Here is a 21,279-nt window from a genome sequence, read left to right on the forward strand (position 1 = left end):
TAAATCAATCAAATTCGACTAAAAGCTCATTATCTACATACCATACACCAGGTGTATTCCATGCAATTTTTTCTGCTTCCTCTTTCTGAAATAGTGAACTCACAATACCACTGAGAGTAATAGTCTTATTATCGACTCTAACTCGTATATTATCAATATCAAGCAACCAGCTGCGACGAAGTGCTTTTTCAACGAACTCCTTTTCTACTTCATTTTTTATTTCGGCCTCAATTTTTATTTTATCAATTACTCCCCTAACACCTTCTAAATAACGAATAGCATTCTCTGCTGCTTTTCTTTGAAAATTCCAGTGCAAAATCCCTTCAAGTGTTACCCATCCATTCTCTACTGTTACTTTGAGCAGATGGTCAGGAACGGCCCAGTTTTCACGCAATACCTTAACAACTGATGCAGCTATATCGGTATCACTTTTAATTGCTGAAAAATACAGATCAACTTTTACATCGTCGACAACTGCTTTTACACCAGCAATATTTTTAACAGTTTGCTCCGCCTCTTTTTTCTGCGTATAATTATCTACCGTACCTCCAAGGGTTACAATACCATCATTAACGCTAACATCTATGTCGTTAGAATTTAAAATAGGCTCCCATTTGATCGCTTCTTTTACTTCTTTAAGTAAAACATCATTATTTTTTTTCATGGCAAAAAAATTTAAAAATTATAGCTTTGAATGATAATAAACAAAGCATTATCCTTTTTTATAGTTAGGTAAAATTCAAAAAAGCAGATTGGAAAACAAATGATCCCCATCAATCTCAAAAGTGATGTAAGTCATTATACGTAAATAAGAGATTTAATACATTTACCCGAAGAAGTAAGACAATATTAAAAATGAATTGAACACCTTAAAAAGATTTGTTTTCTCGTCCAGTAAAAATTAATCTAATCTTAAGCAAATAAAAAAAATAAGATATACAACAATTCGTTATTTCGTAAAGACCTTAAAAACAAATATTAAAATGAAACTAATTACCTTGTTTCTTTTATTGACAGTACTTCCTATAAATTGGGAACCTGACTTTAACAATGCAAAAAAAATTGCAAAGGAAAAACACGAACTGATTCTGCTCAATTTTTCCGGATCAGATTGGTGTGGTCCATGTATTGTTCTTCGCAGGGATTATTTAGAGAGCAAGGTATTTAGTGATATGGCGAACTCAAATTTAGTATTGGTAAATGCTGATTTTCCTAGAAAGAAGAAAAATATTGGTACACCAGAACAAGTAAAACGTAATGAAGATTTAGCCGAAATTTATAACAAAGAAGGAAGTTTTCCTCTTACCCTTCTTCTGGATGCCGACGGAAAAGTTATCAAAACCTGGCACGGCAAACCTGAAACTACACCCGAGCAATGGACTGCAGAAATAAAAGCAATCTGTGATAGCAAAAAGTAACATATTAAAAAATCAAAAATATTCGCAATCCCTAAAACTCATGGGAAACAACTTTACTATTACAGTTGTAGCAGGAAATGAGAAAACAGGAAATGAGAATATCAATCTTGCCATTGAAGAAATCAGAAGGATCGAAAAACTGTTCACTACTTATAAAGAGGACAGTCAAACCAATCTGATAAATCAAAATGCAGGAATTCAGCCTGTCAAAGTAGATCCGGAGGTTTTTAATCTTATTGAAAGAGCTACAGGAATTTCGAAAATTACACAAGGTGCCTTTGATATTTCGTATGGAAGTCTTGATAAAAGTCTGTGGAATTTTGACAAAACAATGACCAGTCTTCCTGACCCTCAGACAGCAAAAAAAATGATCCACCTTATTGATTACCGAAATATTATTCTTGACAAAGAAAACACAACGGTATTTTTAAAAGAAAAAGGAATGCGGATTGGTTTTGGAGGTATCGGAAAAGGATATGCGGCAGAAATGGCAAAACAGCTGTTATTAAAAAACAATGTTCAAAGTGGCATTATTAATGCAAGTGGCGATCTTTCAGCCTGGGGATTACAGCCAAATGGTACTAAATGGACTATTGGAGTGGCTGATCCTAATTCTCCAAATGCAGCATTCTCTTATATGGAAATATCCAACAAGGCAGTGGCTACTTCAGGAAATTACGAAAAGTTTATCACAATCAACGGAAAAAAATATTCGCATACCATTGATCCAAAAACTGGGCTGCCAATAACCGGAATAAAAAGCGTGACCATTATCGCTTCAAACGCTGAATTTGCTGATGCAATGGCCACTCCAATAGCGGTTATGGGAATTAAAGCCGGACTGTTTCTAATTGACCAGATTCCGGATCTATACTGTATTATAATTGATGACAACAACAAAATTTACACTTCAAAAAACATTAACCTAAAATGAAAAAGCCAAAGCAAAAAAATCTCGTACTATTCTGCAGCATTGCTTTTATCGGCATATCGTTCTCTTCCTGCACTTCGGTAAAGGAATATCAGAAAGGAAAAATCAACGATTCTGAAATGGTGCTTTCTAATAGAAAAATAGAAAAGACAGAACTCAGTTTTCAATCCTACCGAGAAGGAGCTTCCGGAGCAAACGCAGGAAAAAGCGGTGGTGGCTGCGGTTGTAACTAATTTTCATACGATCAAAAATGAAAAGAATATTCATTACAGGATTTGCTTTATTGGCACTTTTTCAGTTAAGAGCACAAAATATCCCTGCTGATTCTACCAGTTATAAAAGCAAAAAATTAAAACTTGAAGAAGTAAATTTAGTATCAAGTTACTACAGTCAGGATGGAAATAATTCTGCCGTTACCGGAGGAATTGGAACGGAACATTTAACTGATATAGCAACTACTATAGACGTTAAATTGGTAAAATATGGCCAAACCGGAATCAAGCACACTTTTGACATCGAAGCAGGAATTGACCATTATACATCTGCCTCTTCAGATATGATTGATTTGAGTGCCAATTCATCAGCATCAAGTGCAGACAATCGCTTTTATCCATCACTAACTTACTTCAGAGAAAATGAAGAAAAAGGAAGAACATTGGGAATTGGTGTTTCATCATCAACTGAATTTGACTATCAGTCTTTTGGAGGTAATATTAGCTTCTCACAAAAAACAACAGACAGAAATGGAGAATTTACGGCTAAGTTTCAAACCTTTATCGATCAGTTAAAACTAATTGAACCTGTTGAACTTCGTCCGCCCGGAAGCGAAGGATATGACAGTGCCAACCGAAATACTTTTGCAGGAACTTTAAGTTATTCTCAGGTTGTAAACAAAAATCTTCAGGTAATGCTTATAGGTGATGTTATCAGCCAAAACGGATATTTAAGCCTTCCTTTTCACAGGGTTTATTTTGCAGACGGCACTGTTCATCAGGAAAAAATGCCCGATACCAGACTTAAAATTCCACTGGGAATCAGAGCCAGTTATTTTTTCGGAGATAATGTAATTATTCGCGCCTATTACAGATATTATACGGATGACTGGAGCTTAAAAGCACATACTGCTGATCTTGAAATTCCTGTGAAATTAACACAGGCATTTTCAGTGAGTCCATTTTACAGATATTACACCCAGACAGGAACGAAATATTTTAAACCATACGGGGAACATACTGCAGCTGATGAATACTACACCAGCAACTATGATTTATCGAAATTTGACAGCAGTTTCTTTGGAATGGGAATGAAATTCACTCCCCTTAATGGAATTTTTGGTCTTAAGCACTGGAATACCCTGGAGATACGTTACGGTCATTATACCAGAACTACAAATATGATTTCGGATATTATTAGCATTAATATTAAGTATAAATAATTTCTAATATTTACAAACAGTTCTAACTTACCCCCCCCCTAAAGCCTTGTGTTTTAAGGGGGTTTTATTTTATTATAAGATTATAGGTAGCGAAACATTTATAAAAAATATTAAAATTTAGCAGATATTTTTTGCTTATTAAATGTATTATCGTAATATTGCAATATAAACATAAAACAATGGGAGCAACAAAAACAGATCACTTTACAGACAGCCAGAATGAACTGGCAGTTTTAGCCAAGGCACTAGGCCATCCTGCGCGTATTGCTATTATGGAATATTTATTAAAAGTAGATGCATGCATCTGCGGAGATATTGTAAATGAACTTCCTCTTTCACAGCCTACGGTTTCACAGCATCTTAAAGAATTAAAAAATGCCGGCTTAATCAAAGGAAGTATTGAAGGAAATTCTATCTGCTACTGTATCAATGAACCTGGACTGCAAAAGATAAAAGGGTTCTTTGAGCATATATCAAATCATCTTGCTAAAAAGAGAAATGAATGCTGTTAATCTACAAGATATGGAAATTAGAAAACTTACACCTGAAGACTGGCAGCAGGTAGAATTAATCTACCAAAAAGGAATAGACACTGGCAACGCTACTTTTCAAACCAGCACTCCTTCATGGGAGTACTGGGACAATTCACATCTTAAATCCTGCAGAATTGTGGTGGAAAATGATCGTCATATAATCGGCTGGGCAGCTCTTACCCCTGTCTCTTCCCGATGTGTTTATGCAGGAGTTGGAGAAGTAAGTGTATATGTTGATCCCGCACATTCAGGAAAAGGAATTGGTCTAATTCTTTTAAATGAGCTTGTGAAGCAAAGTGAAGCAGAAGGCATCTGGACACTTCAGGCAGGAATCTTTCCTGAGAATACCGCAAGTCTTCGCATTCACGAAAAAGCAGGATTCAGGATACTTGGGATAAGGGAAAAAATTGGAAAACAAAATGGTATCTGGAGAGATACCGCCCTCCTTGAAAGAAGAAGTCCCCTAATCATTTAACAGTCATTATAGAATCACAAATTAGTTTAACTAAACATAAAAAATTATGAAACTTTCAGAAATTAAAGAAGTGTTAAAAACAGTTGAGGCTGTAAATTTTGAACTGCCAAACGGAAATTTTGTTCCGGAATATTTCCATGTAACAGAAGTGGGCCTGATTACTAAAAACTTTATTGACTGCGGCGGAACAGTACGAAAAGAAACAGTTGTAAATTTTCAGCTTTGGGATGCCAATGATTATGAACACAGGCTTAAACCCCAAAAACTGATTCATATTATTGAACTTTCAGAAAAGGTTTTAGGTATTGAAGATCATGAAATTGAAGTTGAATATCAGGATACAACAATTGGTAAATATGATCTTGATTTTAATGGCAAAAACTTTATTCTTTTAAATAAACAGACTGCATGTTTAGCTCAGGAACAATGCGGAATACAGTCAGATAAATCAAGAGTACAATTATCTCAGTTAAATACTGATAGTGCAAATTCATGTGCACCCGGATCAGGTTGCTGCTAATTTTTAATAACAATTAAACACCTATTATAAATACCAAACAAAAACTATGTTATTTACTGAAATAAAAAATACCACGAGCTCATTTGATTTTAATCAGATTTCAGAAGAACGTAAAACTATCCTGCAGCCTTTAGTGGATTATATCCAAAAAAAAGCCGACAACAAACTGCCCATTAGACTTAATCTTATCTGTACGCATAATTCCAGAAGAAGCCACTTGTCTCAGGTCTGGGCACAGACTGCTGCTGCACAATATAATGTGCAGAATGTATCGTGTTACTCAGGCGGTACTGAAGCTACTGCCCTATTTCCGATGGTAGCTCAATCTCTGCAAGACTCTGGATTTAAAGTTAAAACTATTTCAGAAGGCCAGAATCCTGTCTATTCCATAAAATTTTCAGCAAATGAACTCCCTGTTATCGGTTTTTCTAAAACCTATGACGATGATTTTAATCCCGAAAGTGAATTTGCTGCTATAATGACCTGTTCACAGGCTGATGGAGGCTGTCCTTTTATTGCAGGTGCCGAAAAGCGCGTACCAATTACTTTTGAAGACCCAAAGGTATCAGACGGTACGCCGCAGCAAAAAGAAGTTTATCTGGAGCGAAGCCTTCAGATTGGGACTGAAATGTTTTATGTATTCTCACAAATCAAACAATAAAAATGTCAGTAAATAACTGTGCGCCTGCCGCAGGACGCAAAAAATTAGGTTTTCTGGATCGGTTTTTAACACTCTGGATTTTCCTTGCCATGGCCCTTGGCGTGGCAATAGGATATTTTATTCCGTCCAGCGGTAACTTCATCAATTCATTCTCAAGCGGGACAACTAATATTCCTTTGGCTATTGGACTTATTCTTATGATGTACCCGCCGCTTGCCAAAGTGAAATACGAGCAAATGGGACAGGTTTTTAGAAACACAAAAATCCTGGGAGCTTCTTTATTTTTAAATTGGGTTGTTGGACCAATTTTAATGTTTTTACTAGCTTTGCTTTTTTTAAATGGCTATCCTGAATATATGATCGGTGTCGTTCTGATAGGTCTGGCTCGATGTATTGCAATGGTTGTGGTTTGGAATGATCTGGCAGATGGAAACAGGGAATATGCTGCAGGCCTTATTGCACTTAATAGCATTTTTCAGGTTCTGCTTTACAGTGTATATGCATATATTTTCATAACTGTTCTTCCTCCCTACTTTGGTTATAATGGATTTGAAGTTAACATAAGCATTGGCCAGATTGCTGAGAGTGTTGGTATATATTTAGGAATTCCTTTTGCTCTTGGAATCATAAGCCGTTATGCTCTAATTGCAATTAAAGGAACCGAATGGTTTGAAACTAAATATGTACCATTTATTTCTCCTATTACCCTTATATCATTGCTTTTTACCATCATAGTGATGTTCAGCCTTAAAGGGGAGCTTATTGTCCAGATTCCTATGGATGTTGTTCGTATCGCAGTTCCATTGGTAATATACTTTACCATCATGTTTATCATCAGCTTCTTTGTTGGAAAATATTTCGGTGCTGACTATTCAAAAGCAGCTGCAATAGCTTTTACCGCCACAGGAAACAATTTCGAACTTGCCATTGCAGTGGCAATTGGTGTGTTTGGAATAAACAGCGGTCAGGCATTTGCAGGAGTTATCGGGCCATTGGTAGAAGTACCGGCGCTTATTGCACTGGTTAACGTTGCTTTCTGGTTGAAGAAGAAATACTTTGCAAAATAACCTAAGGACCAACATGCAATTAATTTAGAAAATTTGTAACTAATCTAATAAATACTTTAAGACCTTTTTTTACCATAAAAATTTAGTTTATATTTTTCTTCAATTCTTTTTAATGATACAGTTTTTTTCTATTATTTAATATAAAACTATATTTTTTCTTTTCAAACAATAACGAATTATGATACTCATTTTAAACTAGTTAAACATTCAACATTTTCAAAAACACTAAAATTCCGTGGCAGAATCGTGGCCCAGTAGTTTTGGAATGAATACCTTTTATGCCACAAAAAGGCGGTTTTTTGGAAATATTTCAAAGTGGAAGTTTTGTGGCAGAATCGTGGCGCATAACTCTTTAAGTTGGTACCTTTTTTGCAATTAAAAGTTAAGATTGACTGTAGAAATCAATTATTATAAATTTTGACATTAAAATGAGACTTCTTTCGTACTTCATAAAATTCAGATCAATGTTACTTGGGATTTTTAAACGATTGATTAAAGGAGTTTAGAATCACATATTTTTAATATATTTGTACTACAAAAAAAGGATAATATTATTTCCCTTTAATTCGTTAGTATTTAAAATTTCGTGAATGATTTAATATTAAAGTAGAAAAAATTTGAATTTGGGTGCAGAATCGGTGCACTTTGGGCAAAGACATTTTATAAAACCTAGTATAGACAGGACTTCAGCGATAAAGTTCGAATCCTGCTCTCCCCACGGAAAGGGTAAAAGAAGTAAAAGGTCACTTTTTCAATCTTTTCAAAACCCATAAAAAAGTGATAAAACCTGCAAATCCTAGGATTCGCAGGTTTTTTCTTTTTAAGACAGTTTTAAATGTTTATAAAAATGCCCAAAAACTTAAGGCAATTTTTTAGAAATATTTCACCAGTCTAAATCTTGTGGCAAAAATCATGGCACAAGGTATTTTAAATAATTAAAATTCTAACAAAATAAGTCTCTAAGAAGTTTAGGTTCGAAACTTTTAAAACCTGTTACCTCCAATTTTCTTAAACTTTAAAACTATAGCTTTGAATCTATGGATTATGTTAAAGGTTCTACTACTCGACTAAACTGGGACAGCAAGACATATTTAACCCCCAAAAATAATAAACTGATTTTGAAGGTTAGCAAGTTGAATTTCTAATTCAATTTTATTCCAAGAATAATATGTGTTATTTGCTACTTTCACAGGCGGGACGCTCGCGCCAGCGTGGGGGAATATAGATATGTAATTTTACCATTTATTAATCTGGCTTTTATTTTATTACATTTTCTTGATTCAACATCCTCTATCGAAACATATTATAATTTATAAAGGGAAGTATCTACATAATCCTATTCATTAAAAATATTTTTTTTTAATTCTTTATCTTTAAATTGATCTTGATTAGCAAGAACCTTCTTTCCGTCAGACAATTGATAACCTAATTTTCATCATATCAAGATTTATAAACTGTACGATCCTGATATATGATTTCAAGACTTTCCTTATTAGGTATCATCTCTTTTGTAATCCAATTAACAGCTCGCCCATCCATTTGCGTTTCAGAGTTACAATATAGAGTGCTTATACTTTTTAAAAAAGATTTTCCTCCCATAGCATCAATCGCATTTTCAATTTTAATAGCTTTTCCATCTTGTTGTGCATTAATAGATTTGTTAAAATACAAAATGCAATTATGACTCATAACTTTAATTTCTTCATTTTTAGTATTATTTAAATATTGATTTATTGTCTTTTAGCAAAAAAAGATATAATTAATGCTAATATACCAAATGCAACCAGAATAATAATCCGATAATACTTAGAATTATAGTATCTATTAAATGCATTATCATTTGGTTTTTTCTTAAAATCTACTAAAGTGTAAATTATAAATGCTATACCGATAATGTAATATATGTACATCATATGTTTTATTTTTTATCTCTAATTTCATCTCCGAGCTTATCTATTCCGTTGAAAAGGTTATCATTAACGATTTGTTCTGTTGGTCCAAAAACACTTGATCCTCCTATTTTCCTAGAAGCTGTTTCAATAACTGCTTTTGTTAAGACTTTCTCAAAGGTTAAATTGCCTTCAAAGGCATCATTTACTAGTTCTCCACCTGTACCAACAACTGAAATAATTCCTCCAACTTCTGCCATACCTGCCGCTAAAGGTGCTCCAATTCCGGTAGCAGCTACTGGAACTGCTAATGCAGTCATTCCATCACCAAGATTTTGCATTGCACCAGGTACAATATCACCTACTGTATCTATAACACCTTTATTTTTAGAGATAAAAGTACCGTTATCGGTAGTTACACTGGTATCATCAACATTCATTTTTTCACCATTATTTACAACAAAATTTCCATCCGGAGCAAAATCCACCATCGTACTGTAATCGCCTGTATGAGCAGTTCCATTAGCAAAAACTTGTTTTACATTTCCGTACCCTTTTGCTTCTGCCTGTTCTTTAGTTTTAACATCATTATCGTAAGTTATATGTTGTTGACCATTAGCACCCGTCCAATTTATCCAATCATTAGGAGCCATTCCATCTGGATCGATAAAGTAAATTGGATTATCAAAAGCATAATTATATGGACTAAATCTTCTCATCTTTTCCGCCAAAGGGTCAATATTCATCCAACGACCAATTACAGGATCATAATTTCTTGCTCCATAGTCGTAAAAGTTAAGCCCCAGCTCGTCTTGAAGTTCTTTCCCATTGTACTTATACTTATTTTCTACACCTGTTTTAACAGTATTATAACCTTCTTGTTTTAAACCAAAAGGATAAAAATTACTTTCTTCTTTAATGGCAAGCGTTTTATCATAACTCAAACGAATATTACCTAAATGATCTTTGTATTGGTATACATATTTATAAGATCCTGATACTGGTTCAACATAACCTTCGGTCGTTGGAAAAAACTTCAATGCAGCATTATCATATTGATAACCTCCCAGATAATCTGTTGTTACAGCAGGTTTTGCTGTTTCAATTACAATCTTTTGTACTTTCTGCCCCGCTGCATTGTAAAGATATACAATGTTCCCTGTTGCAGTAAAAGTTATTTTAGCTGGCAGGTTTAAATGATTATAGGTAATAACCGTGATATTTTTATTATTGTCTTTAATCATATTACCATTGGCATCATAAGCATAATCATCAACTGTATTTGCTGCGCTGTCTACAAAACCGCCTGCTTTATAAGTTGTAGCATTATCGACAACTTTTGTAAGCTGGTTCAAGCTATTACCGGCACCATAACTGTAAACTAAATTATCGATCTGCTTAACTCCTGCTGGATCACCATTACGCATTAATGACATGATATTTCCATTTTTATCGTAAGTTAAAGTTTCGTCATAAAAATTATTTACAATTCCGTTTTGTTTAAAGATTCCTGTTTTTAAACGATTCAGTTTATCATATACATATCCGTAACCTCTTAGTGTCGTTTCAGAATTGTTACTAGTCCAATAGGTTTCTGCAATATTTCCATTATATAAAGCACTTACACCAGCTGTAGCTGCAGTGTTATAATTTAGCTTAAAGGCAAAAAGATCTTTAGGGTCTCCTGCTTTTGTCAAGGCAGTAACATCGTTGATTCCTGTAAGCCATCCGCGAATGTTATAAGCAAAATTTATATTTTGCGTTGGTACAGCTGCAGTATTCCCTACTTTTTTAGAAATCAACTGTCCTAACTCATCATAAGTATTGCTCACAATTAATTCAACAGCACCTCCATTTATTTGATTAGTCTGTGTAAGCAGACGATTTTGAGCTGAATAAGTAAAAACATCTTTGGTCATAAGCTCTGTATCTGTACTCAGCCTTTTATGTCGGGTAATACTGTACTGCAATTCTCCTGAAAAGGGATCAAGCTTACTATCGGTATAAGTATAACCTCCCAAATGGTTTTGGGTATAAGTCCGAATAGGTTTCGCTTTTCCATCATACAAAGTGTACGAAAGCTCATTTTTATATAACGTACTGGTTTCTAAAATACGTATCCAGGAACCTGTCGCCAGCTCTTTTGGTTTTACAGTTGTATTGTAATAAACGGACTGCGTCTCTACAGAAGCGGGAATTGTTGGTGCATTAGGATAATTATAATCATCATAATAATTAACCGTTAATACATGATATCCTGAGCTTGGCCAGGCATTATTATTGTAACGAAAAGCCACACCGTTTATAGTAGTATTGACTGCCGCAGCGATTTTGGTTTCACTAAGGTTTGTCGTTAATGCATTCTGGGTATCCTGCAATGTTTTTCTATCAGCATTTGTAACACTGCCTGACATCCAAGCTGTAATTACCGGACGGTTTAATACATCATATTTAGTTACCATCCATCCTGCAGATGTAATATCTGAAAAAGGAGAATTAGCAGGCCCGGAAGCCACTACTCTGTCTAATTTGTCGTAAACAATAAACTCCCATTGTTTACCCGGCAGTTTTTTCTCTACAAGTCTGTTACGTACATCATATTTGTATTGATAACATAAATTATTCAAAATATCAACAGTAATAGTTCCTTCTGCTTTTGGTGGTAGTACATAGATTAGATTTCCATATGTATCATATACATAATAGGTATCGTGTTTCACTCCGCTATCATAGGTTCTCTTTAATACTATCTTTCCATCTTTGTTTTTAAATTCTATTGTTGATCCTGCACTCTCTGCAGGATTAGCGGCAGAGTTCTCATCGTAGGTTACATTTTTTTGCAATTCATTTGCTCCATAATACCCTGCATCTACAAAAGCAATAGTATACAATCCTAAGGCAGCATCCCAATTTGTTGTGGCTCTATATAGTTTTACTTCGTTTGTCGCATTAGTCTGGTAATCAGATTTAATTTCATGACCATTGTTCATTGCCCATGAAGTACCAGGGGCTGCTTGTTTTAATACTCTGTTTAACGGAGATGACTCAATGCTTTTCTCCGAAAATGGATTAGTGGTATTGTCATATTTTGCAGTATTATAAAGTCCGTTAAGTGAGGCCAAAGAAGAGGTAATTCCAATTCTGGGATAATTCAACGTACTATTTGAAAGCCAGTAAGGTAGATATTCTCTAATTTGTCTTCCATAGTTATCGTACTCAATAGGAGTTATGATATCTGAGCCATTTCCTCCCTGATTTATTGCTGTTGCCTGGATTGGTCTGCCTAATCCATCAAAATAGGTAACATTTTGAGTCACTTCATCTTTTGTTAATGTACCGTAATTGGCCGACTGAACCGCTTTTTTGGGCGTCGAGGTATAAACAAAGTTATCATCGCTAAAATTCTGAGCTTGTATAGTACCAGAACTTGCAAACAATAACAAAACTATAATTATTATATATTTTTTCATCTCTTTTGAATGTTTTAAAAAACTCATTTTGCTATTCTTCAAGTTCACCAGGGTTTAAGCAACGTCCTGTTTCATTTGCATAAGCAGGCCCATATGTATTTGCTTCTATCCAGGCTTTGTTATCAGCGTCTGCTTGTGATATTGTTGATTGATAAGTTCCGGCATAAACGTAGTAATACACATAAGGATTTGTGGTTCCTGCCGGGCAATCTGTTTTGTAAAACTTTGGATTTATCATCACATTATAGAATACACATACTCCATTTGTGTTGGCATATGCCTGACCATTATTATTAACCGCTGCCTGAGCTAATGCGTCTGCAGCTGCCTGAGAAGTAGTCGAACTATAAGTTCCTGCATTAACGGTGTAAGTTACAGTAGATCCTGTTCCTCCTGCTACACAGTTGTTTCTAGTAAACTGACCGCTTTTAACCGTGTTATAGTAAGTACAGGTTCCGTTTGAATTTGCATACGCTTGTCCTTGACTATTAAAAAGAGCCTGAGCTTGATTATCTGCATCTGCCTGAGAAACTGTTGAATAAATCACACCATCATTAAAATAGTATGGTACTGTAGATGGAGTAGTTCCTGCCGGACAGTTATTTTTCACAAATGAACCACTGATTGCTTTACTTCTAAAATTACAAACACCAGTAGTATTGACTTGGTACTGACCATCCTGATTAAACTTAATATTTCCTCTGTAATCAGCATCTGCCTGAGAATAGGTTGATGTTACAGCACCAGCAGCCTGACTAAAACTTATTGTAGAACCGGCACCTCCGGCCACACAGTCATTTTTGGTAAAATAACCGCTTTGAGCCGGACTATAAAAAGTACATATTCCGTTTGCATTGGCATTTGCCTGACCATCAGCATTAAACTTAGCTAATCCTTTTGCATCGGCATCGGCTTGAGAAGAATTTGAATAAGATACTCCATAAGCCTGACTATAACCCACGCTTGAACCACTTCCTCCTGCTGCACAATTGTTTTTTGTAAATGAACCGCTTAAAGCCGCACTATAAAAAGTACAGATTCCGTTTGCATTGGCATTTGCCTGACCATCAGCATTGAATTTTGATAATCCTTTTGCATCGGCATCGGCCTGAGAAATAGTAGAAGTAGAAGCTCCAACTGCCTGATTGTAACCGACGCTAGATCCGGTTCCGCCAGAAGCGCAATTATTCTTTGTAAAAGAACCGCTTAAGGCCGCACTATAAAAAGTACAGATTCCGTTTGTATTGGCATTTGCCTGACCATCTGTATTAAATTTTGTTAATCCTTTTGAATCAGCATCTGCCTGAGAAATAGTTGAAGTAGAAGCTCCAGCTGCCTGACTATAGCTTACACTTGAGCCAATTCCGCCTGAAGCACAATTATTTTTTGTGAAAGAACCACTTCTGGCTACACTATAAAAAGTACAAATTCCGTTTGTATTTGCATTTGCCAGACCATCGGTATTAAATTTTGTTAATCCTTTTGCATCGGCATCGGCCTGTGAAATAGTTGAAGTAGAAGCCCCGGCAGCCTGGCTGTAAGAAACACTTGATCCAGTTCCTCCAGAAGCACAATTATTTTTTGTAAAAGAACCACTTCTGGCTACACTATAAAAAGTACAAACTCCGTTTGCATTGGCATTTGACTGACCATCAGTATTAAATTTCGTCAATCCTTTTGCATCGGCATCTGCCTGAGAAATAGTTGAAGTAGAAGCTCCGGCAGCCTGACTGTATGAAACACTTGAACCAGTTCCGCCAGAAGCACAATTATTTTTTGTAAATGAACCGCTTAATGCCGCACTGTAGAAAGTACAGATTCCATTTGTATTGGCATTCGCCTGGCCATCTGTATTAAATTTAGTTAATCCTTTTGCATCAGCATCTGCCTGAGAAATAGCTGAAGTAGAAGCTCCGGCAGCCTGACTGTATGAAACACTAGATCCTGTTCCGCCAGAAGCACAATTATTTTTAGTAAAAGAGCCACTTCTGGCCACACTGTAAAAAGTACAAATTCCATTTGTATTGGCATTTGCCTGACCATCTGTATTAAATTTTGCTAATCCTTTTGCATCTGCATCTGCTTGAGAAATAGTCGAAATAGAAGCTCCAACTGCCTGACTGTAAGAAACACTTGAGCCGGTTCCGCCAGAAGCACAATTGTTTTTTGTAAAAGAACCACTTCTGGCTATACTATAAAAAGTACAAATTCCGTTTGCATTGGCATTTGCCTGGCCATCCGTGTTAAATTTAGCTAACCCTTGTGCATCAGCATCTGCCTGAGAAATAGTAGAGATATAAACTCCAACTGCCTGACTGTAGCTTACACTAGAGCCAGTTCCGCCAGAAGTACAATTGTTTTTTGTAAAAGAACCACTCTGTGCCGGACTCTTATAGTAGATGACAGTACTTGATGTATTATCACTGCAGTTTACTTGTTGCCCTTTATAATTATAACAATATTTTTGAAGTACGTTTAAGTCTTTATCTTTTACAAATTTCAATCTTCCAAAAGAATCATATTCATAATAAGAAGGTATTCCTTTTGTATCGGTTATACTAGTTACTCCAACAAAAGGATTATAAGTGTAGGTCGAAACATAAGCATCCGAAAAAGATCCTCTTAATGTATTAAGTGCATTACGCAACAATTGTTCAGTACAGCTACCCGACATACAGTTATCAACATCTGCATTTGAAAGTGTCTGAAGATTGGTTACTGTAGCTGTTGGAATTGATGAATAAGCAACATTTTCAATTTTAGCAATTGGCTGTGTTTTATTATAACCCCAGATAATAGAAACAGGAATTCCTCCATCTAAAGTATATTGCAAAATATTTCCTTTGTCATCGTATTGATTATAAGTAATTTTTTTCTCTAGACTTCCGACATTTGCAAGAGAAGGCAAAGTATTTGGAAATTTAGCCGAATAAACCTCTTTTGGTAATAATAAATTGCTTGTTGCTGTGCTTTTATCATATAAAGTTAATTGCTCAGATAATTTATCAGTTCCTTTAAAAGTCTGTGTATCTAACGGAACCTGAATCATGTTTTTAGCAATCATATCAGACACAAATGGTTTACCGGACATTTCCGGATCTTGAGCATAGAGAGTTTTTGTGCTTTGTGTTTCTCCTTCAGAATTTATCATTTCAACAGAAGAAAGCTGAGCATGTGTTGGATTATTGTAATTATAATTAGTTATGGTCGTTATCGGATTAGCTCCATTTTTATCATAAGTTGATTCTGTAGATTTTTTTAAATACTTCCAAACAGAATATAATTTAAAATAAGACATCTCAAATAAAGATCTGTAAGGCGGTATAGGCATTCCCCACGATCCTGTAGTACAGCCAACATCTCCTGATAACTTATTAATAACTAAACCTAAAGCATGTTTTTCGTTTGGAAAAGAAGCATCTGAAAAAAAACTGTTACGGTTAAAACCATAATAGTATTCGTTACTTATTTTTTTTACAGGCAGATATGAGCCGTTATTATATTTATAAGTATTTTGTTCTAATAAATCTCCACGTTCAAAATCATGACTGGTTACAGGTGCACTTCTTAGTATATTATAACTCTTATCATCTTCTGCCAGACTATATTTAAAATGTGTATAACCATTAACCTTATTTTGATCGTTATAAACTTTAACATCAGAATACATAATATGATATCCCTGAAGTCCGGATAACGGCAAATAATTTTTAGAATTTCTACTGCGATATGTCATAATCCCCGGATCCAGATAAGTAGTATTAGCTACATTAACACATATAGGGTTAGATTTCATGTCTAAGTAGGAATATCTTGGAGGCGAAACAATACTGCCTGATGATTCTAATGGGCTGGCAATTCTCTTATATTCATAAAATTGTCTGGAACTTGGGTTGGTTAAATTAATATTATCATAATTTGATGTACTTTTTATACGTAGTCCTCCTACATTGATATTTCTTAATTCTTCAATATCCTGACCAATTTTTTCAACCCACAAAATGGTTGCTCCGCCGCCGCTATAACTACCGTCAACATGTAAAGTGTAATCACCAGGCAATAAATTTTGCATTCTATAAACTAAATGATTAGGTGTTGTGCTTTCAGGAACTATTTTATATATAATATTATTAGATTGATTATTAGCATCTGTAATATAGATATTTACAAAATTACTTGTCGTTTGTTCCCCGGTGCTTATATCTTTTATGATAAGTGCACTGGTACTTTCAAAATTTTGTGGAATTGTAAATGGCTGGGTTAAATATTGCGCTTCATTTGGTAACCCAAGTTCTTCTCCCCCCACTATATGTGCCTGAATAGATCTATCAACTCTTTGTGCATAACTCTTAAAAATCCCATAATAATCATTTAGTTCATAATCAAAAGTTGTGTAACCAGAAGTTGGATAGGTTATTTTATTTAGAACCCCTAATTTTGTCATTGCTAATTCAGGATCTCTGGTAACTCCATCAAAAAAACCAAAATCGTAGTCTTTACTATATCTCCCTCCAGATGATTTAAAATATCCCCAATGATCGTAAGAAGTTTCAAATCTTCCTGGCAAACGACCGCTTTCATCATATTGAAATTGATAAGCAGGTTCAGAATTCTTCTTAAAAGAAATTAATTTTAATCTAACGTCAGATCCAAAAGATGCATTTGCGGCACAAGGAGTATAATTTGGTACATTAAAATAACCATGCTCCAATACATAAGAATCATTTCTTTGTCCGCTCATTATTTTTATTTCTTTTAAAGCAAAACCTCCACTTAAAACCTCATTATCAGGACCTGTTGATGCTGGTAGATCAAGTCTTGGGCAATTGTTGTATATAAATTGAATATTTTCACCAGAATTGGTTGTAATAGATGTTAATCTTTTTCCTCTAAGAATAACTTTATTTTTGGTTTCTGTTTCAACAAAAAGAGGTAATCCTCCGGGAATTAAGTCTCCAAATAAACCACTCGATTTATAGGTTGACTCTCTGGAAGTAAAAACAGATGGCTCATCATAAGAGTATTTTTCACTCTCGTAATAAAAGTTTATTACTTCGTTATTTAGAGTTTCAATTTTTGTAATATGAAACGTAAAGCTTTTAGTGTCAACATCAGTCATTCTGTAAGCCGGTGACTCAATACTGATAGATGTGGTAGTTGTTTCTGATATCCTTTCAAAAGTATATTTTGTACCTTTTTCATCTGTAATTATAAATGAATAATAGCCATTTCTTTCAATTTTAATTGGAGAGTAAGGCATCGTATTAATTTTTCCATCTTTAGAATAAAAGAATTTACCATTTAAATTTCCGCAGTTGTAATAATAAATATCCGGCTGAGTATCTACATCTGGAGAAGTTAGCATTAAAGCTGTATGATAGTCCGGATTCGTGGGATTATATTGCTGTTCAACACCTGAAATAACAGGATCAAGTTCTCTATTTTGAGGTATTGAACCTGAGGATCCCGGAAAAGTGATTCCGGCTTCGTTATCATCCAGATCATTTACCTGATTATATATCATTCCACCGCTGTTTAATGTCCATCCAAGACCTACATTACTCGCTATCTCCTCAATCCTGATACCAGATGAATGATAACTTAAGGAAATAGGAAATTCAAAATCTTTCAATTTAATGGTATAAACCGGAAGAGAAATATTAGGAATACCCGTTGTATTTGAAACCGGTATATCTGTAAATTTAAACAACGAAAATACCTCCGGCGTAGGCGGACTCAGTTTCGGAGTCTGAAAAGTTGTTTGAGATTTTAAGATATTAAAATAAAAGAGACACAAAGCTGCCAGCAGTATTTGTATGTTTTTTTTCATGTTACTTTTTAATTAACTGATTTAATAACTTTTACAGGTTCAGTCTTTTCTCTATAATATTTTTTCCAAAGAGTACATTGGAAATAAATATTGTGCGATAAAGGGGGAAATAAGTGATAAGATTTTTTCATACATGCAGAATATAGATTGGTTAAATTAATTGGAAACTATTTGGAAATTATCCTTTACGGACTATTTGAAAAGACAGCAGAAGATTCGTCACTTTTTACAGCTAAATCAAAAAAATAAAGGCTTTTTATGATATTGCCATAGTAATAGCTACTTTACTTTATTGGAGCCAAAGCTAAATAACCATTAAATTGTCCACAAATAGTATATATCTGAATTCCTGAATTTCTTATCGAAATTCAGGAATTTCACATTTTAAAAAACATTATAAACAATTAAAAATCAAACAATTAAATACAAATAAAAATTCCATACTTATTTGGTATGAATTAATCCAGAAATTCTATTTTTGTACGAAACCCTTAATCATGATTTTGCTTAAATTTCCAAAAACCTTCATATTATTATTTTTTCCAATTTTTCTTTTGGCTCAGGAATCAAAAAAAGAACTTATGAAATTGTCTTTTGATGAATTACATAATCTTTATTTTGATAATGACAAAAACACTGCAAAACAGATATCATATAAAGATGCCTATATAGCTAAGGCTTATAAAGAAAATAATACGGTTAGAAAAGCCCGGGGCTATTACCTAACCGCACTACTCTACTATGATTCAGATATGAATAAAGCAATTCAATATCTTGATAGTGTTATAAAATACTCGACAGGTACAAATGACAGGTCTTTTCCTGTCGCTGCATATTGCGAAAAGGCTGATTTTCTTAAAAGACAATTTAAGTTTGAAGAAGCTATGATTAATTATAAGCTCGCTGAAAAAATAGCACTTCAAACAAACATAAATTATTATTATGTGGTAAGAGATTTTATTGCAGGTACTAAATCTGAAGATCTTGGAGAGTATAATGAAGCGCTCAATATCTACAAAGAATGTTTTCGTTTTTACAGAACCAAAAATTACAGATCAAAAAAATATGCAAAAAACTATCAATACATCATTTTTGGAATAGCTAACTGCTATAAGTCATTAAAAAATATTGATTCGACTACCTACTATAATAAATTAGGATTACAGGAAACAAAAATGACAAACAATATGACTTTGCATTATTATTTTGTCTTAAATGAAGGGGCAAATCAGATTTTAAGAAAAAATTATAAAGCTGCTCTGGACAGTATTTATAAAGCTTTCCCTAAAATAAATGAATACAAATATACTGGAAGTAGCCTGTCTTCATATTTTTATTTAGGAAAAGCTTATGAGGGCTTAGGGCAAAATAAAAATGCTGTAAAAAATTACCTAAAGGTAGATTCTGTTTATTCTAAAACAAAGGACATAACCAAAGAATTTATGGATGGTTATCCTTATTTGATTAGTTATTATAAAAGCATTGGAGACAAAGAAAATCAGCTTAAATATATTTCAAAATATATGGCTATTGATAGTGTCCTGCAGAAAAAGTATAGAAATTTAAATACTTCTTTAAGAAACGAATACGATATTCCACGTTTAATGTCTGAAAAAGAAAATCTTATTGAGTCATTAAAAGAAGATAAAGCAAAATCGTTTTGGGGAAATGGTATATTATTTTTAGGAATAGTAACCGTTTCAGCATTTGGGTTTTATCAATTTCAACATAAAAAAAAGTATCGTTCCCGATTTGAAAAAATAATGCAGGAAACGGCAGACAAAAATTTTCAGGAAAAAGAAAATGACACTCTAAAGAATAGTAAAACTGTCGCTATTAAAACTGATGATATAGGAATTAATGAAGAATTAATCGAACAAATTTTAAAGAAACTAAATTCTTTTGAGAAAGAAAAAGGCTTTTTGAAACCTAATATTACCATACAATCATTATCAATTGTTTTTGAAACCAATACTAAATATTTATCTAAAATAGTAAACGCCTACAGAAATAAATCTTTTATACAATACATAAATGATTTACGAATAGATAATGCACTGGAAAATTTAAAAAAAGATTCTAAATTAAGAAAATATACAATTCAGGCACTGGCTTTAGAATTTGGTTTTAATAGTGCTGAGTCTTTTTCGTCGGCTTTTTATAAAAAATCAGGAATAAAACCAGCTTATTTCATCAAACAGATTGAAGAATCATTAAAATATAAATAATTGATAATCAGATGTTATAATAATTTTTAGATGTCGAAATTCAGGAATTTCGATAAATAGAACCTATAATTATTACTCTTTTTTTCATCAACATTTTATATTTGTCACATCCCTACAAATTTAAAAAACATGAAAAAAAATAAGCCTAAAAAAGAAATCAAAAAATTTGATCTCGACAAAATGGAATTCGCAAAATTCAAAAACTTGCATTTAATTAAAGGAGGAGACAGTGATGAGCCTGACCCTAAGAATCAATCAACTAAAGTTTGTGAAGAAGATCATTAATCTATCATTTTTAAATTATACTTTTATTTACTACACCTTGTAGATTAAAAAACATGAAAAAAAGTAAGCCTAAAAAAGAAATAAAAAAATTTGATCTCGACAAAATGGAGTTCGCAAAATTCAAAAACTTACATTTAATTATGGGAGGAACTGGCGGTGAGCCTGTAGACCCTAAGAATAAATCAACTGGAAATTGTGCAGAAAATGATTAATCTATAATTTTTAAAATCATACTTTTATTTACCACACCTTATAAATTAAAAAAACTTGAAAAAAAATAAACCTAAAAAAGAAATCAAAAAATTTGATCTAAACAAAATGGAGTTCGCAAAATTCAAAAACCTGCATTTAATTAAAGGAGGAAGCGGCGATGGACCAATAGATCCTAAGAATACTTCAAGTAGAGATTGTGATGAAGATCAATAAGAAACAGTAGCTTTTCTTACTTAATATTCTTATTGCTTAAAAATTAGGCAATAAGAATAAATTAATCATTTTTAGGATAACAATACTTTCAGCATTAGGATGAATCTTTTT

At 33.7% G+C, this 21,279-nt stretch carries 17 protein-coding genes; 13 read left to right on the plus strand and 4 right to left on the minus strand.

The window, feature by feature from the left end; all coding sequences use genetic code 11:
* Nucleotides 1-4 precede the first annotated feature (4 nt).
* Nucleotides 5-664, minus strand: a complete 660-nt coding sequence (locus tag ASD98_RS02095) for a BON domain-containing protein (protein ID WP_056199447.1) — start codon at nucleotides 662-664, stop codon at nucleotides 5-7.
* A 319-nt stretch (nucleotides 665-983) separates the two neighbouring features.
* Here ASD98_RS02095 and ASD98_RS02100 point away from each other — a divergent pair, with 319 nt between their 5' ends.
* From ASD98_RS02100 to arsB, 9 genes are all read left to right on the plus strand, one after another.
* On the plus strand, nucleotides 984-1,418 hold the full coding sequence (locus ASD98_RS02100) for a thioredoxin family protein (RefSeq protein ID WP_056199451.1): 435 nt from the start codon (nucleotides 984-986) through the stop codon (nucleotides 1,416-1,418).
* Nucleotides 1,419-1,458: 40 nt separating this feature from the next.
* Nucleotides 1,459-2,352, plus strand: a complete 894-nt coding sequence (locus ASD98_RS02105; RefSeq protein ID WP_056199454.1) for an FAD:protein FMN transferase — start codon at nucleotides 1,459-1,461, stop codon at nucleotides 2,350-2,352.
* Nucleotides 2,349-2,582: a DUF4266 domain-containing protein gene (locus ASD98_RS02110; protein ID WP_056199456.1), complete on the plus strand. Its 234-nt coding sequence runs from the start codon at nucleotides 2,349-2,351 to the stop codon at nucleotides 2,580-2,582. Before ASD98_RS02105 ends, ASD98_RS02110 begins: the two co-directional genes overlap by 4 nt.
* 17 nt (nucleotides 2,583-2,599) lie before the next feature.
* The gene (locus ASD98_RS02115; RefSeq protein WP_056199459.1) at nucleotides 2,600-3,784 is read left to right on the plus strand and encodes a DUF3570 domain-containing protein; all 1,185 of its coding nucleotides are present in this window, start codon (nucleotides 2,600-2,602) and stop codon (nucleotides 3,782-3,784) included.
* Nucleotides 3,785-3,963: 179 nt separating this feature from the next.
* Nucleotides 3,964-4,296, plus strand: coding sequence for a helix-turn-helix transcriptional regulator (locus ASD98_RS02120; protein WP_056199462.1), 333 nt, complete (start codon nucleotides 3,964-3,966; stop codon nucleotides 4,294-4,296).
* Nucleotides 4,247-4,792, plus strand: coding sequence for an N-acetyltransferase family protein (locus tag ASD98_RS02125; RefSeq protein WP_369814741.1), 546 nt, complete (start codon nucleotides 4,247-4,249; stop codon nucleotides 4,790-4,792). Before ASD98_RS02120 ends, ASD98_RS02125 begins: the two co-directional genes overlap by 50 nt.
* Before the next feature lie 46 nt (nucleotides 4,793-4,838).
* Complete coding sequence (locus ASD98_RS02130) at nucleotides 4,839-5,312, plus strand: DUF6428 family protein (protein ID WP_056199466.1); 474 nt, start codon at nucleotides 4,839-4,841, stop codon at nucleotides 5,310-5,312.
* A 46-nt stretch (nucleotides 5,313-5,358) separates the two neighbouring features.
* Entirely contained in the window at nucleotides 5,359-5,973 is a 615-nt protein-coding gene (locus ASD98_RS02135; protein ID WP_056199469.1) for a low molecular weight phosphatase family protein, read from the plus strand.
* 2 nt (nucleotides 5,974-5,975) lie between these two features.
* A complete protein-coding gene (gene arsB / locus ASD98_RS02140; RefSeq protein WP_056199472.1) occupies nucleotides 5,976-7,040 on the plus strand; it encodes an ACR3 family arsenite efflux transporter in 1,065 nt (354 codons plus the stop codon).
* Between the two features lie 1,440 nt (nucleotides 7,041-8,480).
* On the opposite strand, the gene ASD98_RS02145 is transcribed toward arsB, so the two are convergent.
* The 3 genes from ASD98_RS02145 to ASD98_RS02155 all read right to left on the minus strand — a co-directional run bounded on the left by ASD98_RS02145 (nucleotide 8,481) and on the right by ASD98_RS02155 (nucleotide 18,229).
* Nucleotides 8,481-8,729 carry a hypothetical protein gene (locus ASD98_RS02145; protein WP_056199475.1) on the minus strand — a complete coding sequence of 83 codons (249 nt, stop codon included), beginning with the start codon at nucleotides 8,727-8,729 and terminating at the stop codon, nucleotides 8,481-8,483.
* 229 nt (nucleotides 8,730-8,958) lie between these two features.
* Nucleotides 8,959-12,399 carry a DUF6443 domain-containing protein gene (locus ASD98_RS02150; RefSeq protein WP_242412058.1) on the minus strand — a complete coding sequence of 1,147 codons (3,441 nt, stop codon included), beginning with the start codon at nucleotides 12,397-12,399 and terminating at the stop codon, nucleotides 8,959-8,961.
* A gap of 31 nt (nucleotides 12,400-12,430) precedes the next feature.
* Nucleotides 12,431-18,229: a DUF5977 domain-containing protein gene (locus ASD98_RS02155; protein ID WP_056199480.1), complete on the minus strand. Its 5,799-nt coding sequence runs from the start codon at nucleotides 18,227-18,229 to the stop codon at nucleotides 12,431-12,433.
* 581 nt (nucleotides 18,230-18,810) lie between these two features.
* Here ASD98_RS02155 and ASD98_RS02160 point away from each other — a divergent pair.
* The 4 genes from ASD98_RS02160 (at nucleotide 18,811) to ASD98_RS23940 (ending at nucleotide 21,168) form a co-directional block, all read left to right on the plus strand.
* A complete protein-coding gene (locus tag ASD98_RS02160) occupies nucleotides 18,811-20,457 on the plus strand; it encodes a helix-turn-helix domain-containing protein (RefSeq protein WP_157849132.1) in 1,647 nt (548 codons plus the stop codon).
* 129 nt (nucleotides 20,458-20,586) lie between these two features.
* Nucleotides 20,587-20,742, plus strand: coding sequence for a hypothetical protein (locus ASD98_RS23930; RefSeq protein WP_157849133.1), 156 nt, complete (start codon nucleotides 20,587-20,589; stop codon nucleotides 20,740-20,742).
* 53 nt (nucleotides 20,743-20,795) lie between these two features.
* Nucleotides 20,796-20,954 (plus strand): hypothetical protein, encoded by a 159-nt coding sequence (locus tag ASD98_RS23935; RefSeq protein ID WP_157849134.1) that lies wholly within the window; start codon nucleotides 20,796-20,798, stop codon nucleotides 20,952-20,954.
* Nucleotides 20,955-21,009: 55 nt separating this feature from the next.
* The gene (locus ASD98_RS23940) at nucleotides 21,010-21,168 is read left to right on the plus strand and encodes a hypothetical protein (RefSeq protein WP_157849135.1); all 159 of its coding nucleotides are present in this window, start codon (nucleotides 21,010-21,012) and stop codon (nucleotides 21,166-21,168) included.
* The last annotated feature ends 111 nt before the right edge of the window (nucleotides 21,169-21,279 follow it).

It is taken from the genome of Flavobacterium sp. Root186 (assembly GCF_001428525.1).
Taxonomy (GTDB): domain Bacteria; phylum Bacteroidota; class Bacteroidia; order Flavobacteriales; family Flavobacteriaceae; genus Flavobacterium.